At 73.3% G+C, this 13,970-nt stretch carries 13 protein-coding genes; 10 read left to right on the plus strand and 3 right to left on the minus strand.

Features of this window, described 5'->3' with window-relative positions; translation table 11 throughout:
- The first annotated feature begins 155 nt into the window (after window positions 1-155).
- Both C1J01_RS37620 and C1J01_RS37625 read left to right on the plus strand, forming a co-directional pair.
- Window positions 156-3,077 carry a bifunctional [glutamine synthetase] adenylyltransferase/[glutamine synthetase]-adenylyl-L-tyrosine phosphorylase gene (locus C1J01_RS37620; RefSeq protein ID WP_235854928.1) on the plus strand — a complete coding sequence of 974 codons (2,922 nt, stop codon included), beginning with the start codon at window positions 156-158 and terminating at the stop codon, window positions 3,075-3,077.
- 79 nt (window positions 3,078-3,156) lie between these two features.
- On the plus strand, window positions 3,157-4,185 hold the full coding sequence (locus tag C1J01_RS37625) for a hypothetical protein (RefSeq protein WP_111183737.1): 1,029 nt from the start codon (window positions 3,157-3,159) through the stop codon (window positions 4,183-4,185).
- Here the strand turns inward: C1J01_RS37625 and C1J01_RS37630 are convergent.
- Window positions 4,169-5,524, minus strand: a complete 1,356-nt coding sequence (locus C1J01_RS37630; RefSeq protein WP_111183738.1) for an aminotransferase class I/II-fold pyridoxal phosphate-dependent enzyme — start codon at window positions 5,522-5,524, stop codon at window positions 4,169-4,171. The two genes, C1J01_RS37625 and C1J01_RS37630, sit on opposite strands and share 17 nt — an antisense overlap.
- 138 nt (window positions 5,525-5,662) lie before the next feature.
- On the opposite strand from C1J01_RS37630, the gene C1J01_RS37635 reads away from it, so the two are divergent.
- Genes C1J01_RS37635 through C1J01_RS37655 form a run of 5 tightly spaced genes read left to right on the plus strand, consistent with a single transcriptional unit; the run spans window position 5,663 to window position 9,980 of the window.
- Window positions 5,663-6,577: a substrate-binding domain-containing protein gene (locus C1J01_RS37635; protein WP_220040281.1), complete on the plus strand. Its 915-nt coding sequence runs from the start codon at window positions 5,663-5,665 to the stop codon at window positions 6,575-6,577.
- Window positions 6,574-7,374, plus strand: coding sequence for a deaminated glutathione amidase (locus C1J01_RS37640; protein ID WP_111183740.1), 801 nt, complete (start codon window positions 6,574-6,576; stop codon window positions 7,372-7,374). Before C1J01_RS37635 ends, C1J01_RS37640 begins: the two co-directional genes overlap by 4 nt.
- Window positions 7,367-8,302: an ABC transporter substrate-binding protein gene (locus C1J01_RS37645; RefSeq protein WP_111183741.1), complete on the plus strand. Its 936-nt coding sequence runs from the start codon at window positions 7,367-7,369 to the stop codon at window positions 8,300-8,302. The genes C1J01_RS37640 and C1J01_RS37645 overlap by 8 nt, the downstream gene beginning before the upstream one ends.
- Window positions 8,299-9,219, plus strand: coding sequence for an amino acid ABC transporter permease (locus C1J01_RS37650; protein ID WP_111183742.1), 921 nt, complete (start codon window positions 8,299-8,301; stop codon window positions 9,217-9,219). The genes C1J01_RS37645 and C1J01_RS37650 overlap by 4 nt, the downstream gene beginning before the upstream one ends.
- An 8-nt stretch (window positions 9,220-9,227) precedes the next feature.
- A complete protein-coding gene (locus tag C1J01_RS37655; RefSeq protein WP_111183743.1) occupies window positions 9,228-9,980 on the plus strand; it encodes an amino acid ABC transporter ATP-binding protein in 753 nt (250 codons plus the stop codon).
- A 16-nt stretch (window positions 9,981-9,996) separates the two neighbouring features.
- Here C1J01_RS37655 and C1J01_RS37660 read toward each other — a convergent pair whose 3' ends face one another.
- Entirely contained in the window at window positions 9,997-10,848 is an 852-nt protein-coding gene (locus tag C1J01_RS37660) for a LysR family transcriptional regulator (RefSeq protein ID WP_111183744.1), read from the minus strand.
- An 84-nt stretch (window positions 10,849-10,932) separates the two neighbouring features.
- Between C1J01_RS37660 and C1J01_RS37665 the strand changes: the two genes are divergently transcribed.
- Window positions 10,933-12,213: an MFS transporter gene (locus C1J01_RS37665; protein ID WP_181449191.1), complete on the plus strand. Its 1,281-nt coding sequence runs from the start codon at window positions 10,933-10,935 to the stop codon at window positions 12,211-12,213.
- 5 nt (window positions 12,214-12,218) lie between these two features.
- Window positions 12,219-12,914, plus strand: a complete 696-nt coding sequence (locus tag C1J01_RS37670) for a B3/B4 domain-containing protein (RefSeq protein WP_111183745.1) — start codon at window positions 12,219-12,221, stop codon at window positions 12,912-12,914.
- On the opposite strand, the gene C1J01_RS37675 is transcribed toward C1J01_RS37670, so the two are convergent.
- Complete coding sequence (locus tag C1J01_RS37675) at window positions 12,904-13,365, minus strand: Lrp/AsnC family transcriptional regulator (protein WP_111183746.1); 462 nt, start codon at window positions 13,363-13,365, stop codon at window positions 12,904-12,906. The genes C1J01_RS37670 and C1J01_RS37675 overlap by 11 nt on opposite strands.
- 92 nt (window positions 13,366-13,457) lie before the next feature.
- Here C1J01_RS37675 and C1J01_RS37680 point away from each other — a divergent pair.
- The coding region (locus C1J01_RS37680; RefSeq protein ID WP_111183747.1) for a rhodanese-like domain-containing protein at window positions 13,458-13,970 on the plus strand (513 nt) is incomplete at its 3' end.

A 13,970-nucleotide genomic window follows, 5' to 3' on the forward strand; every position in this document is an offset into this window, starting at 1 on the left:
CCGGAACCCGCCCCGCCGGCGCAGGCTGCCGTGCCGGGTGCCACCGGCGAATGCGGTTCATCCCTGGTCCTCCCGCGAGAGAGTACAACGCAACGTTGCGTCGTAATGGTAAGGGATGGCGTGGCCGATCGGGAGAGGGCTGTCAAGATGGAGGGGTGCCCAGGATCGAATCCACCGCGGCCAGGTTCGCCAAGCTCGGCTTCGCCGACGGAGCCAGGGCCGCTCAGCTCGTCCGTCAGTCGGGGGAGGATCTGGACGATGTCCTGGACGCCCTGGTAGACGTGGCCGACCCCGACCTCGCGCTGGTCTCGCTGATCCGCCTGGCCGAGCGCGAGCCGGCCGTGCTCGGCACGATCCGCCGCGATCCGGGGCTGCGCGCCAGGCTCTTCGCCGTCCTCGGCGTCAGCGCCGCGCTCGGCGAGCACCTCGTACGCCACCCCGGCCAGGTGGCCCTGCTGGCCGAGCCTCGGCCCGGCGACGCCCGGGCCGAGCTGCTGCGCGCCGTCGGAGCCGAGCCCGCCGACGACGAGCCGCGCGCCACCGCCCCCGACCCGCTGGTGGCGCTGCGCGTGGCCTACCGCGGCCGGCTGCTCCACCTGGCCGCCCGCGACCTGACCGGGCAGACCGCGCTGGCGGAGGTCATGTCCGAGCTGTCCGACCTCGCGGGGGCCGCCCTGGAGGCCGCCCTGGCCGTCGCCCGCACCGAGGTGGAGGCCGCCGACGTGCGGTTCGCGGTCATCGGGATGGGCAAGTGCGGCGCCAGGGAGCTCAACTACATCAGCGACGTCGACGTGATCTTCGTGGCCGAGCCGCGCGAGGGAGCCGACGAGGACAAGGCGCTGCGCGCGGCCACCCGGCTCGCCCAGGCCATGACGCGCGCCTGCACCGCGACCACCTCCGAGGGCTCGCTGTGGGAGGTGGACGCCGGGCTGCGCCCGGAGGGCCGCTCCGGGCCGCTCGTGCGCACGCTCGCCAGCCACCTCGCCTACTACCGCCGCTGGGCCAAGACGTGGGAGTTCCAGGCACTGCTCAAGGCCCGTCCGGTGGCGGGCGACCTGGAGCTCGGCGCCGCGTACGTCGAGGCCGTCAACGAGCTGGTCTGGTCGGCGGCCACCCGCGAGGACTTCGTCGAGGACGTGCAGGCCATGCGCCGCCGGGTCGAGGCGCACGTGCGCGCCGAGGGGGATCGGCAGCTCAAGCTGGGCCCCGGCGGGCTGCGCGACATCGAGTTCGCGGTGCAGCTGCTGCAGCTCGTGCACGGGCGGCTCGACCCGCTGCTGCGCCGCAGGGCCACCCTCCCGGCGCTGGCCGCGCTCTCCCGGGGCGGTTACGTCGGGCGCGACGACTCCAGGAGCCTCGCGGAGGCGTACGCGTTCCTGCGCCAGGTCGAGCACCTGCTGCAGCTCCACCGGCTGCGGCGCACCCACCTGGTGCCCACCGACGAGGCCGACCTGCGCCGGCTGGGCCGCGCGCTCGGCATGCAGGCCGACCCGGTGGGGGAGTTCACCGCCCGCTGGCGGCGCCACGCGATGGAGGCGCGGCGGCTGCACGAGAAGCTGTTCTACCGGCCGCTGCTGCAGGCCGTGGCGCGGCTGCCCGAGTCGGAGGCGCGCCTGTCGCCCAAGGCCGCGGAGGCCCGGCTGGAGGCCCTCGGCTACGTCGACCCGACGGGCGCGCTGCGCCACCTCGCGGGCCTGACCACGGGGGTGTCGCGGCGGGCCGCGATCCAGCGCACGCTGCTGCCGGTCATGCTCGGCTGGTTCGCCGACACACCCGACCCGGACGCCGCCCTGCTGGGGTTCCGGCAGGTCAGCGACAGGCTCGGCAGCACGCCGTGGTATCTGCGGCTGCTGCGCGACGAGACCGCCGTCGCCGCCCGGATGGCCCGCGTCCTCGGCACCAGCCGCTACGCCACCGGCCTGCTCATGCACGCCCCCGAGGCGGTCGCCATGCTCGGCTCCGACGACGAGCTGGCCGTACGCCCGCCGGAGTCGCTGCTCGGCGAGGCGTCGGCGGCGGTGTCACGGCACGCGGGAAACCCGGAGACGGCCGTCACCGCCGTGCGCGGGCTGCGGCGCAGGGAGCTGTTCCGCACCGCCGTGGCCGACATCTCCGGGCTCATCGACATCGAGACCGTCGGGACCGCGCTGTCGCAGATCGCCGACGTCACCCTGCAGGCCGCGCTCGACGCCGCCCTCAGCAAGGCCGGCGACGTCACCTCGTTCGCGATCATCGCCATGGGGCGGCTCGGCGGCATGGAGTGCTCGTACGCCAGCGACGCCGACGTGATGTTCGTCCACGCGCCGCGGCCGGGGGCCGACGAGCGCGAGGCCACGAACGCCGCGTACGCGGTGGCCAACGAGCTGCGCCGGCTGCTGTCGCTGCCCGCGCCCGACCCGCCGCTCATCATCGACCCCGACCTGCGTCCCGAGGGCCGGCAGGGGCCGCTGGTGCGCACGCTCGCCTCCTACCGCGCCTACTACGCGCGCTGGTCGTCGCCGTGGGAGTCGCAGGCACTGCTGCGCGCCCGGTTCTCGGCCGGCGACGCCGAGCTGGGGGCGGCGTTCACCGAGATGGTCGACGAGCTGCGCTATCCGCACGGCGGGCTGCCCGACGACGCGGTCAGGGAGATCAGGCGGCTCAAGGCCCGCATGGAGGCCGAACGCCTGCCACGCGGCGCCGACCCCGCCCTGCACACCAAGCTGGGGCCGGGCGGGCTGTCCGACGTGGAGTGGGTGGCCCAGCTGCTGCAGCTGCGCCACGCCGGCACGGTGCCGGCGCTGCGCACCACCCGTACGCTCGACGCCCTGCGCGCGGCCGTGGCCGAGGAACTGCTCGCCCCGGCCGACGAGGCGGTGCTGGCCGAGGCGTGGCGCTTCGCCTCCCGCATCAGAGACGCGATCATGCTGGTCAAGGGCCGGCCGGGCGACAGCGTGCCGCGCGACTCGGCGGAGCGCAAGCTGATCGCGCGGACGCTCGGCTACCCGCCCGACGGCTCGGAGGACTTCCTCGACGACTACCGCCGGGTCACCCGCCGGGCCCGCCGGGTGGTGGAGCGCGTCTTCTACGGCGACTGATCGTGCGGCTGGTCTTCTACGCGGCTGATCGTGCGGCTGATCGTTGCGGCGCCACGCCGCGTGGGTGTATGAATGCGCGGTGTTATCCATTTACGTGGATCTGGCCCTCGGGCTCGTGGTGTCGTTCCTGCTGCTGTCGCTGCTGGTGAGCGGGCTGAACGAGGCGTTCGTCCGGTTGCTGGCCATCCGCAGCAAGTTCCTGTGGGCCTACCTCCGCGACACCATGGACGGCGCAGACGAAAAGGCCGGGTCGTGGCTGCCGGCCGGCGTGCTCGACGTGTTCAAGGCGCTGCCGTTCGTGCGCGATCCCCGTCCCCGGCACAACGCGCTGCCCGCGCCCGCGCAGCCGGCGCCGGTGCCCGAGACCGGGGCCGGCGACTCGATGATCAACCTGCTGTACGAGCGGGTCCGCGAGATCGACCACGCCAAACGGGGCCGCACCAGCATCGCCGACATCCCGCCCGCCAGGTTCGCGGTCGCCGTGATGGAGCTGGCCACCGCCCGCGACGGCGACGTCGAGGGCTTCCTGGGCCGCCTCCACCAGATCGGCAGCCCGCTGTACGGCCCGCTCAAGGGCGTCTGGGAGTCGGCGCAGCGCGACCTCGAGCGGTTCACCAAGGGCGTCGAGACCTGGTTCGACGGCGAGATGCAGCGCCTGTCCATGCTCTACAGGCGCTACGTCAAGTGGGTCGTCGCCGTGCTCGCCGCCGTGGTGACGCTGCTGTTCTCCATGGACGGCCTGGAGTACGCCAAGACGCTGCTGCGTGACAACGCCTTCCGCGCCTCCGTGACCGCCGTCGCCGACGCGGGCCCCGAGGCGTACGCCGAGCTGCGGGCGCGGTGCGCGGGCGAGGACCCGATGGCGTGCGTCACCGAGACGCTCAGCACGCCCGCGCTGGTCGAGATGATGGACCAGGCGCTGGTCAGTCTGTCGATCCCCGAGCAGGGCGAGCCCAGCGTCCACTGGAACGGCGGCGCGTGGTGGGACCGCGTCAGCACGCCCAGCCACTGGCCCGGATTCCTGCTGACGTACGTGGCGCTGCTGTTCGGGGCGCCGTTCTGGTGGGACGTGCTGCGCCGCATCACCGGCATCAGGGCGCGGCGCTGACCCCGGGACCGCCCGTGGCGGCCAGCGCGATCACGTCCGCCAGCGCGGCCAGCTCGTCCGGGTCGTCGGTGAGCCGGGCCGTGGCCAGCCGCAGGTGGTGCCGGGAGGCCGGCTCGACCACGTAACGGCTGCCGGGCGCGACCGAGATGCCGTGCGCGGCCAGCGTGACCAGCGCCGCGGGCTCGTCGCGCACCGGCACCCACAACACCAGGCCGTCCCTGCCGCCCGTGGGCACGCCGCGGGCCGCCAGCTCCGCGGCCAGCCGGGCGCGCCGCGCCGCGTAGACCTCGCGGGCGTGCCCGACGCGCTCGCGCACCTCGGGGTCGCCCAGCAGATGCGCCAGGGTGTCCTGGAGGATCCTGCTGGTCCAGCCGGTGCCGAAGCTGCGCAGCACGCGCACCCGCTCGACCGCGTCGGCCGCACCCCCGACGACCGCGATGCGCAGGTCGGGCCCGTGCGACTTCGAGTACGACCGCACCAGCACCGTACGGTCGGGGAACCGGGTCCCCAGGCTCACCGTCGGCGAGACCGACAGCTCGCCGATGCCGTCGTCCTCCACGATGAGCGTCGCCGACCGCTCCAGCAGCGCCGCCAGCTCGGCCGAGCGCTCGGGCGTCACGGCGTGGCCGCACGGCGACTGCCCGCGCGGCTGGTAGACGAACGCCACCGGCCGTGCCCGCAGCGCCCTGGCCAGCGCGGCGGGCACGGGCCCGTCCTGGTCGCAGGCGACCGGGATGATCTGCACGCCGATCGTCTCCAGGATGTCCAGCAGTCGCGCGGCCGTCGGCTCCTCGATCGCGATCCGGTCGCCCGGCAGCGCCGTCGTCTGGCACAACAACTGCACGCCCTCGTACCCGCCGCCCACCGCGAGCCAGCCCCGCGCCGGGAACGGCCAGTGCGGCTCGACGGCCGCGCGCAGCCGGGGCGTGATCGTCTCGCGGGTGTAGTCGTTGAGCCCGTCGGCCCCGGCGGCGGCGACCAGCGCGGCCTCCAGCGGCGGCAGCAGGGCGGCGTCCGGTGAGGCGATCGCCAGGTCGATGGCCAGGCGGTCGCCGAAGTGGCCGATGCGCTCGTACCGGATGGGGCGCGGCACGTCGGGCGGGCCGAGGACGACGGTGCCGCGGCGGCGCTCGGTCCTGATCATCCCGTGCTTGCGCAGCTCGGCCCACGCCTCCGCGACGGTGCCCGAGCTGACGCCGAGCTCCCTGGCCAGCCCCCGTACGGTCGGCAGCCGCGTCTGCGCGGTCACCGTGCCCTCCCTGATCAGCGCGGTCAGGGCGGCCGCGATCCCGCGGGCGCTGGGGTCGCCGATCCGCTCGGCCAGCCAGGCGGCTTCCACTCGTTCTCCTCGAAAAACTTTGTTCAGCAACAAAGATCATCTTGTGTGGCTCTTCCGGCTGAACATATGGTTTTTCGCAATTCGCGGCAACTAATGTCGTTTGGGGGGTTTGTGGCGAATATTCGGATTCGACTGGCGTTGCGGGACTGGGACCACCTGGTGCCCGTGCAGACGGGCGACGTCCGGCCCGACGGGTTCGAGCTGGACCTCGACTCGCGTGCCGTCACGCCCGACGTCCTGAGCGAGCCCGGCCTCGACGGCGGGGAGACCTCCTTCAGCCGGTACGTCCTCGGCCGCGCCGCGGGCGACGACCGGCTCGTGGGCCTGCCCGTCTTCGTGATGCGCGGCTTCCGGCACCGCTGCGTGCTCGTCCGCCGCGACAGCGGGCTGACCTCGCTGGAGGAGCTGAAGGGCGCCCGCATCGGCCTCACCGGCTGGCCCGACTCCGGCAACACCTGGACGCGGGCGCTGCTGCGGGCCGCGGGCGTCGACCTCGGCGGCATCACCTGGACCGTCGGCCCGCTCGTCGCCGGCGAGACCGGCAAGGACCGCGTCGGGCCCGTGCCGTTCCCCGACAACGTCTCGCTGACCGGCGAGGGCCTCGCCGACGGCCTCGCGGACGGCCGTTACGACGCCATCATGACGCCGTTCATGCCGCCGGACTTCTTCACCGACGACAGCCGCCTCCGCCACCTGCTGCCCGACCACCGGGCAGCCGAGCTGGACTACTACCGGCAGACCGGCTTCGTGCCCGGCATCCACCTGGTGACGCTCAAGCGCGAGAGCGTCGAGCGCCACCCGTGGCTGCCGCAGGCCGTCCAGGACCTGTTCGAGCGGTCCAAGCGGCGCTGGCTGGCGCGACGGCGGCTGCTCGCCGACACCACGCCGTGGCTGCTCGCCGACCTGACCGCGACGGCCCGCACCTTCGGCGAGGACTGGATGCCGTACGGCGCCGCGCCGAACGCCGCCATGATCGCCGCCTTCTGCGCGGAACTGCACGCCCAGGGAATCTCGAACCGCCGCATCGCGACCGAGGAGGTCTTCGCCGCATGAGAATCGCCGTAGGACAGTTCGCCTCCGCGCAGGAGTGGGACGCCAACCTCAAGACCTGCCGGGAGATGATCGACGGCGCCGTGGCGGGCGGCGCGGACCTGCTGGTCCTGCCCGAGGGTGCGCTCGCGCTCTTCGTGGACGAGCCCGCCCGCATCCGCGAGGCCGCCCAGCCGCTGGACGGGCCGTTCGTCAGCGGCCTGGTCGAGCACACACGCGGATCGAGCACCACCGTGATCGCCGGGGTGCACGTGCCCGCCGGCGACGACCGCGTCTCCAACGTGCTGGTGGCCGCCAGGGACGGCGAGATCGTCGCCACCTACACCAAGCTCCACCTGTACGACGCCTTCGGCCGGCGCGAGTCCGACAACGTCGTCCCCGGCGCCAACCCGCCCGTCGTCATCGACTGCGCCGGCTGGAAGGTCGGCCTCATGACCTGCTACGACGTGCGCTTCCCCGAGCTGGCCAGGCTCCTGGCCGACCAGGGCGCCCAGGTGATCGCGCTGCCCGCCGCGTGGGTGCGCGGCCCGGCCAAGGAATGGCACTGGGAGGTCATGGTGACCGCCCGCGCCCTGGAGAACACCTGCTACGTGGCGGCCTCCGGCGAATGCGGCCGGCGCAACATCGGCGCCAGCATGATCGTCGACCCGCTCGGCATCACCCGCGCCCGCCTCGGCGACGCGCCGGGGCTGCTGTGGTCGGACGCCTCCGCCGACGAGCTCGCGAGCGCCCGCCGCACCCTGCCCGTCCTCGAGAACCGGCGCTTCGCCGTGGACCCGCGATTGGAGCGACATGCCTGACCACCCCCGCATCCTCGGCGCCGCCCTGCTCGCCGGCGCACTCCTGCTGGCCGGCTGCGGCGCCAACCCCGAGGAGGCCGAGGGCGTGCTGGACTCCCAGCAGCCCACCGGCGCGAGCGCCGCCGCCCAGGTCAAGGACCAGGCGCTGTACGACCGGCTGCCCGACAAGGTGAAGCAGGCGGGCAAGCTGATCTCCGTCAACAACGGCTCGTTCCCGCCGTACGAGATCGCCGGGGCCGACGGCCGGTCGTTGACCGGCGCCTCCGCCGACATGTCGGAGGCCCTCGGCCAGATCCTCGGCGTCAAGATCGAACACGTCACCGTGGACGGCCTGCCCAGCTCCCTCACCGGCATCGCCTCCGGCCGCTACGACTTCGCCATCGGCCCCGTGGGCGACTTCCCCGACCGGCAGAAGGCCAACGACTTCGTCGACTGGGTCAAGGAGTACGTCGTCTTCGCGGTGCCCAAGGGCAACCCCGACAGGATCGGCTCGGTCGCCGACACCTGCGGCCTGAAGATCTCCGTCATGGCCGGCGGCTCCGCCGAGGCCGTGATCAAGAAGCAGTCGGAGACGTGCGCGAAGGAGGGCAAGCCGAAGATCGGCGTGCAGTCGTACAAGGACCAGCCGACCTCCGTGCTCGCGGTCAGCTCCGGGCGGGCGGACGCGTTCTTCTCCTCCCAGGCGCCGCTGACGTACTTCGTCTCTCAGGCCGGCGGCAAGCTGGAGCTGGCCGGCAAGGGCCAGGCCAACGGCTTCGACGACCTCTACCAGGGCGCCGTCGTGGCCAAGGACTCGCCGCTGCGCGACGTGCTCAAGGACGCCTTCCAGAAGCTCATGGACAACGGCACCTACGACCAGATCATGGCCAGGTGGGGCACCTCCGACAACGGGCTCGACCAGGCCGGTGTCAACCTGGCGGCGTCATGAAAGAGCCGCCCGAGATCGACGTGGCGGGCGCCGCCCGCACCCGCCACCCGCTGCGCTGGGTCGCCTCGCTCGTGCTGCTCGTGCTCGCCGCCCAGCTCGTCAGCCTGCTCGTCACCAACCCCAACTTCCAGTGGGACGTCGTCGCCCGCTACGTGAACGCGCAGATCATCGGCCAGGGCATCATGACGACGCTGCTGCTGACCGTCATCGCCATGTTCGTGGGCGTGGTGCTCGGCGTGCTGCTGGCCGTCGGACGGCTCTCGGAGAACCCCGTCGCCCGGGCCGCCTGCGGCCTGTACGTGTGGTTCTTCCGGGGAACGCCGGTGCTGGTGCAGCTCGTGCTCTGGTACAACCTGTCGTACCTGCTGCCGGAGATCTCCTTCGGCATCCCGTTCGGCCCCGAGTTCGTCAGCGCCGACACCAACGTGCTCATCACGCCGCTGCTCGCAGCCATCCTCGGCCTCGGGCTCAACGAGGGCGCGTACATGGCGGAGATCATCCGCGGCGGACTCATGTCGGTCGACCCCGGCCAGACCGAGGCCGCCTCGGCGCTCGGCATGAGCAGCGCCCGCACCTTCCGCCGGATCGTGCTGCCGCAGGCCATGCGGTTCATCATCCCGCCCACCGGCAGCCAGGTGATCAGCATGCTCAAGGCCACGTCCCTGGTCAGCGTGATCGCGCTGGCCGACCTGCTGTACACCGTGCAGTCGATCTACAACCGCACCTTCCAGACCATCCCGCTGCTCATCGTGGCCTGCGTCTGGTACCTGGTGATCACCTCGATCCTGTACGTCGGCCAGTCGTTCATCGAGCGCCACTACGCCCGCGGCGCCACCAGGAACCAGCCCCAGGGCTTCTGGTCGTTCGTGACCTCCTTCCGCCGCCGTCCGATGCCCACCCCGGAGGTGCCCTCGTGAGCGTCCCCATGGTCCACGCCCGCGGCGTGCGCAAGCACTTCGGCCACCTCGAGGTGCTCAAGGGCATCGACCTCGCAGTGCAGCCGGGGGAGGTCGTCGTCATCCTGGGGCCGTCCGGCTCCGGCAAGTCGACGTTCCTGCGCTGCGTGAACCACCTGGAGACCATCGACGGCGGCGCCATCTTCGTCGACGGCGAGCTGATCGGGTTCGAGGCGTCCGGCGGGAAGGTGCGCCACCTGCGCAGGCGCGAGATCACCCGCCAGCGCCGCGAGATCGGCATGGTCTTCCAGCAGTTCAACCTGTTCCCGCACTTCACCGTGTTGCAGAACGTCATCGAGGCGCCCGTCGGCGTCCGCGGCGAGCCGCGCGAGCAGGCCAGGGAACGCGCGCACGCGCTGCTGCGCCGCGTCGGCCTGGAGGACAAGGCGGGCAGCTACCCGCGTCAGCTCTCCGGCGGCCAGCAGCAGCGGGTCGCCATCGCGCGGGCGCTGGCCATGCGGCCCAAGCTGATGCTCTTCGACGAGCCCACCAGCGCCCTCGACCCCGAGCTCGTCGGCGAGGTGCTGGCCACCATGAAGGGCCTGGCCGAGGACGGGCTGACGATGATCGTGGTGACGCACGAGATCGGGTTCGCGCGCGAGGTGGCCGACCGCGTGGTCTTCATGGACGGCGGCGTCGTGGTGGAGTCGGGCACCCCGGCCGACGTGCTCGACAATCCCAGCAGCCCGCGGACGCAGGCGTTCCTCAGCCGCGTCCTCTGACGTTCCCTCCCGTCCGTCAGCCGCTCATCGCGTAGAGCACGTCCCGCAGGGCCGCCTCCCGGCCCCGCGCCCACACCAGCCGCAACGCCAGCACGGGCGCCTGCGACAGCCGACCGTCGGGGCGGGCCGGGGCGACGCTCACCAGCGTGCCCGAGGCGAGGTCGGCGTCCACGGCGAAGTCGGGCAGCAGCGACCTCCCGAGGCCCTGCCTGGCCCACTCGCGGGCGGTGGAGATGCTGGTCAGCTCCCGCCTGGGCACGTCCGCCGCGAACATCCGCTCCACCGCCATCCGGATGGAGCACTCCGGCGGCGAGACGAGCAGCGTACGCGCGTCGCCGCCCGGGGCCGCGACCAGCCGCAGCGCCACCTCGCCCACGTCCAGGAAGTCGAGCCCGGCCGGCGGGCTGAACCCGAGCGTGCCGATCCGCATCCCGGCGTCGAGCAGCAGCGCCGCGTCCACCTCGCCGTCCGCGACCGCGGCCAGCAGCTCCCCGCGGTTCAGCGTCCGTACGTCCACGTCGAGGTCGGGACGGCGTTCGGCGAGGCGGCGCACCACGGCGGGCAGCCGGGTGGCGGCCAGCGTCTCCAGCGCGCCCACGGTGACGCGCCGCCGCTGACCAGTGACGGCCCTGCGTACCTCGTCGGCGTGGTCGAGCAGCCCCTGCGCCCGCTCCAGCAGCGCGTCCCCCGGCGCGGTCAGGCGCATCCCGCGCGGCGTCCGGTCGAACAGCGTGACACCCAGGCCGTCCTCCAGCCGCCGGATCTGCTCCGACACCGAGGCGGGCGCGAGCTCCAGCACGTTGGCCGCCCCCGTCACGGTCCCGGCCCGCGCGACCGCCACGAACACCTGCAAATGGCGCAACTCCACGCGCCTCAGCATACGGTCGTCCCGAACGCCCCATGCGGCCGCGGCTGTTGAGCCGGACCGTCGCGTTTCCGCAGGCTGAGCCCCATGAAGCTAGCCGGATTCTCCCTCGCCTACTTCCTCGTGCTCCTGGACACGACCGTGCTCACGATCGCGCTCCCGGACCTGAGGGCCTCGCTCGGCGGCTCGGTGGCGGGCCAGCAGTGGGCGGTCAACGCCTACACGGTCGCCTTCGCCGCCTGTCTCCTGGCCGGGGGAGCGGTGGCCGACCGGTACGGGGCGGCCCGGGTGTTCCGGGCCGGGGTCGCGGCGTTCGGGGCGTTGTCGCTGCTCAGCGCCGCGGCGCCGCACCTGGGGGCGCTGGTGGTGCTGCGCGCCCTGCTCGGCGTGGCGGGCGCGCTGTGCCTCGGCGGCTCGCTCGGGCTGCTCGCCGAGCTGTACCCGTCACCGGCCGCGCGGGCCCGCGCGACCGGCGCGTGGGCCGCGATCACGGGCGTGGCCCTGGCGGCGGGCCCCCTCCTGGGCGGTCTCCTGGTCGATCTGTACGGCTGGCGCGCCGTCTTCCTCCTCAACCCGCCCCTCGCCCTCGTCAGCCTCGTGGCCGTCCGCGGCATCCGCTCGCCGCGCGGCGCCCGCCGCGTCGACTGGTACGCCCAGGCCCTGACGTGCGCCTTCCTCGGCCTGCTCGCCGAAGCCCTGACCGACTCCTCCCTCCCCGCCGCCCTGCTCTCCCTGATCGCCCTCGCCGCTCTCATCACCCCGGCTTCGACGTTCGCCGGCAGGACCCGCGGCCCGGCCGTCCCACCGGGACTGCTCGCCGCGACGTGGCCCGAGCTGCTGGCCGGGGCGGTGGCCAACTTCGCCTTCTCCGGCGCCCTGTTCGTCCTGACTCTCCTGCTCCAGGACACCCGCCACCTCACCCCCATGCAGACGGGCCTGGCGTTCCTCCCCCTGACCGTCCCCATGGTCGTGAACCCCGTCCTGACCGGCCGCGTCGTGGCCCGCCACGGCGCCCGACCGCCGATCCTGGCCGGCCTCGCGTTGCTCGCCGCCGGCCTGGCCGGGGCGGCGCTCGCCGAGGGCCTGCTGCTCGGGTGGCTGATCATGATCGGGTGCGGCCTGTCGCTCTGCCTGCCCGCCCTGATGGCCGGCATGGTCGCGAGCGCCCCGCCCGGCACGGCGGGCACGGCCGGAGGTGTGCTGAACGCCGCCCGCCAGGTGGGCGCGACCCTGGGCGTGGCCGTTCTGGGCGGCCTGACGGCCGGCGCCCGCCCGCTCCTCGTGGCGGCGATCCTCACGACGGCGACCTTCGCGACCTACGGCGCTGTAGGCTTCCGACGACGATCCGGACGTCCCATCGCGGAGTGAGGCCCATGCACCTCCAGCATTCCGACGACATCTGGCGCGACTTCCCCGACCTCGTGCCAGGGGTCCTGCACGTGCGGGGCGTCTCGAAGGACGCCTCCCCGGACGACCGGATCGCCCGCCACACCGAGACGGCCGCGGCCAGGCTGGCCGGCGCCGCCTCCGAGAGCGAGCTGCCGGAGATCCAGGCGTGGCGGCGGGCGTTCACCCGGATGGGGCTCAAGCCGACGCAGTACAGGTGCGCGTCGGAGTCGCTCCTGCGCCGCTTCAGGAAGGAACGCGAGCTCCCGCGTCTCCACCCCCTGATCGACCTCTGCAACGCCGTCTCCATCGCGTACGCGATCCCGGTGGCGGTGTTCGACCTCGACCAGGTCGCCGGTCACCTGGAGATCCGCCACGCCACGGGCGACGAGACGTACGTGACCTTCTCGGGGGAGACGGAGCGGCCCCCGCCCGGCGAGGTGATCTTCGCGGACGCCGAGGGCCGGGCGCACGCCCGCCGCTGGACCCACCGCCAGAGCGGCCTGTCCGCCGTCCGCGACACCACCACGGACGTCCTCGTCGTCGCCGAGGCCCTGCACGCCTCGGCCCGGCAGGACGTCGCCGCCCTCGTCGCCACCCTGGCCGACGACCTGGCCGCCCTGTGGCCCGTCACCCCGCGGACGGCCGTCCTGCGGCCGTCCGCGCCGCGGTTCAGCCTGTGACGCCGTGCGTCGTGATGGCCCGGTTCGGCAGCGGGCTGGAGTAGACGACGCTGGTCGTGACGGAGCCCAGCCCGGCGATCCGGCCGGTGACCTGTTCCAGGTGGCGCATGGACCCGGCGAGGACCTTCAGCACGAAACAGTCCTCGCCGGTCACGTGGTGGGCCTCCAGGATCTCGGGCGTGGTGGCGATCAGATCGTGGAAGGGCCGGTAGTTGCCCGTCGGGTAACGCAGCCGTACGAACGCCAGGATGCCGAGCCCGAGCCGTTCGGGATCGACGACGGCGGAGTAACCGCTGATGACCCCGCTCTCCTCCAGCCGCCGCACCCGCTCGGTGACGGCACTGGCCGACATGGAGACGGTACGGGCGAGCTCCGCGTAGCTGGCCCTCCCGTCCCGCTGCAGCGCCTCCAGAATCCGCATATCCGTCTCATCCAACGAAACACCGGCCATTACCGATGTTTACCATGAAATCCCCGGTTATCGTCCGGAATGACCGTTGAAGCCCTCTTCAGCCGCGGGGCCCACCCCCATAGCCTCTCCCCATGACCGCAACCCCCCCATCCGCCCTGGCCGGCGCTCCCGAGACAGGCACCGCGACACCGGGCAGCCCGGAGACCGGCGTCCCCGCCGCCACCGGAATCTCCCCCAGCCCGGTGCTGCGGGTGCCCCCTGCGGCCCCGGCCGAGGCCGCGGCCTTCTTCGCCGCCCGCCTCACGTACCAGACGGACGTCTCCGACGTGCACGCCTCGCTGGAGTCCGGTGCCCCGGGCTTCGTCCTCGTCGACTCGCGCGCCGCCTCCGGCTGGGAGCAGGGCCACGTGCCGGGCGCGCTGCACCTGCCCACCGCCGACATCCCGGCCCGCGCCGCCATCCTGCTGGACCCGGCGATCCCCGTCGTCACGTACTGCTGGGGCCCGGGCTGCAACGGCGCCACCCGCGCGGCCCACGCCCTCGCCCAGCTGGGCTACCACGTCAAGGAGATGATCGGCGGCATCGAGTACTGGATCCGCGAGGGCTTCCCCCTCGAAACCCCGACCGGCCGCGAACACCGCGCC

Origin of the sequence: Nonomuraea aridisoli, from assembly GCF_003236395.1 — a bacterium.
In the GTDB taxonomy this organism is placed as follows: Bacteria; Actinomycetota; Actinomycetes; order Streptosporangiales; family Streptosporangiaceae; genus Nonomuraea; species Nonomuraea aridisoli.

Excerpts from the sequence above, each read along its gene's own strand:
- C1J01_RS37675 (WP_111183746.1), bottom strand. The coding sequence starts at position 13,365 with ATGGCCGGTGTTTCGTTGGATGAGACGGATATGCGGATTCTGGAGGCG.
- C1J01_RS37650 (WP_111183742.1), top strand. The coding sequence starts at position 8,299 with ATGAAAGAGCCGCCCGAGATCGACGTGGCGGGCGCCGCCCGCACCCGC.
- C1J01_RS37645 (WP_111183741.1), top strand. The coding sequence starts at position 7,367 with ATGCCTGACCACCCCCGCATCCTCGGCGCCGCCCTGCTCGCCGGCGCA.
- C1J01_RS37665 (WP_181449191.1), top strand. The coding sequence starts at position 10,933 with ATGAAGCTAGCCGGATTCTCCCTCGCCTACTTCCTCGTGCTCCTGGAC.
- C1J01_RS37670 (WP_111183745.1), top strand. The coding sequence starts at position 12,219 with ATGCACCTCCAGCATTCCGACGACATCTGGCGCGACTTCCCCGACCTC.
- C1J01_RS37655 (WP_111183743.1), top strand. The coding sequence starts at position 9,228 with ATGGTCCACGCCCGCGGCGTGCGCAAGCACTTCGGCCACCTCGAGGTG.
- C1J01_RS37640 (WP_111183740.1), top strand. The coding sequence starts at position 6,574 with ATGAGAATCGCCGTAGGACAGTTCGCCTCCGCGCAGGAGTGGGACGCC.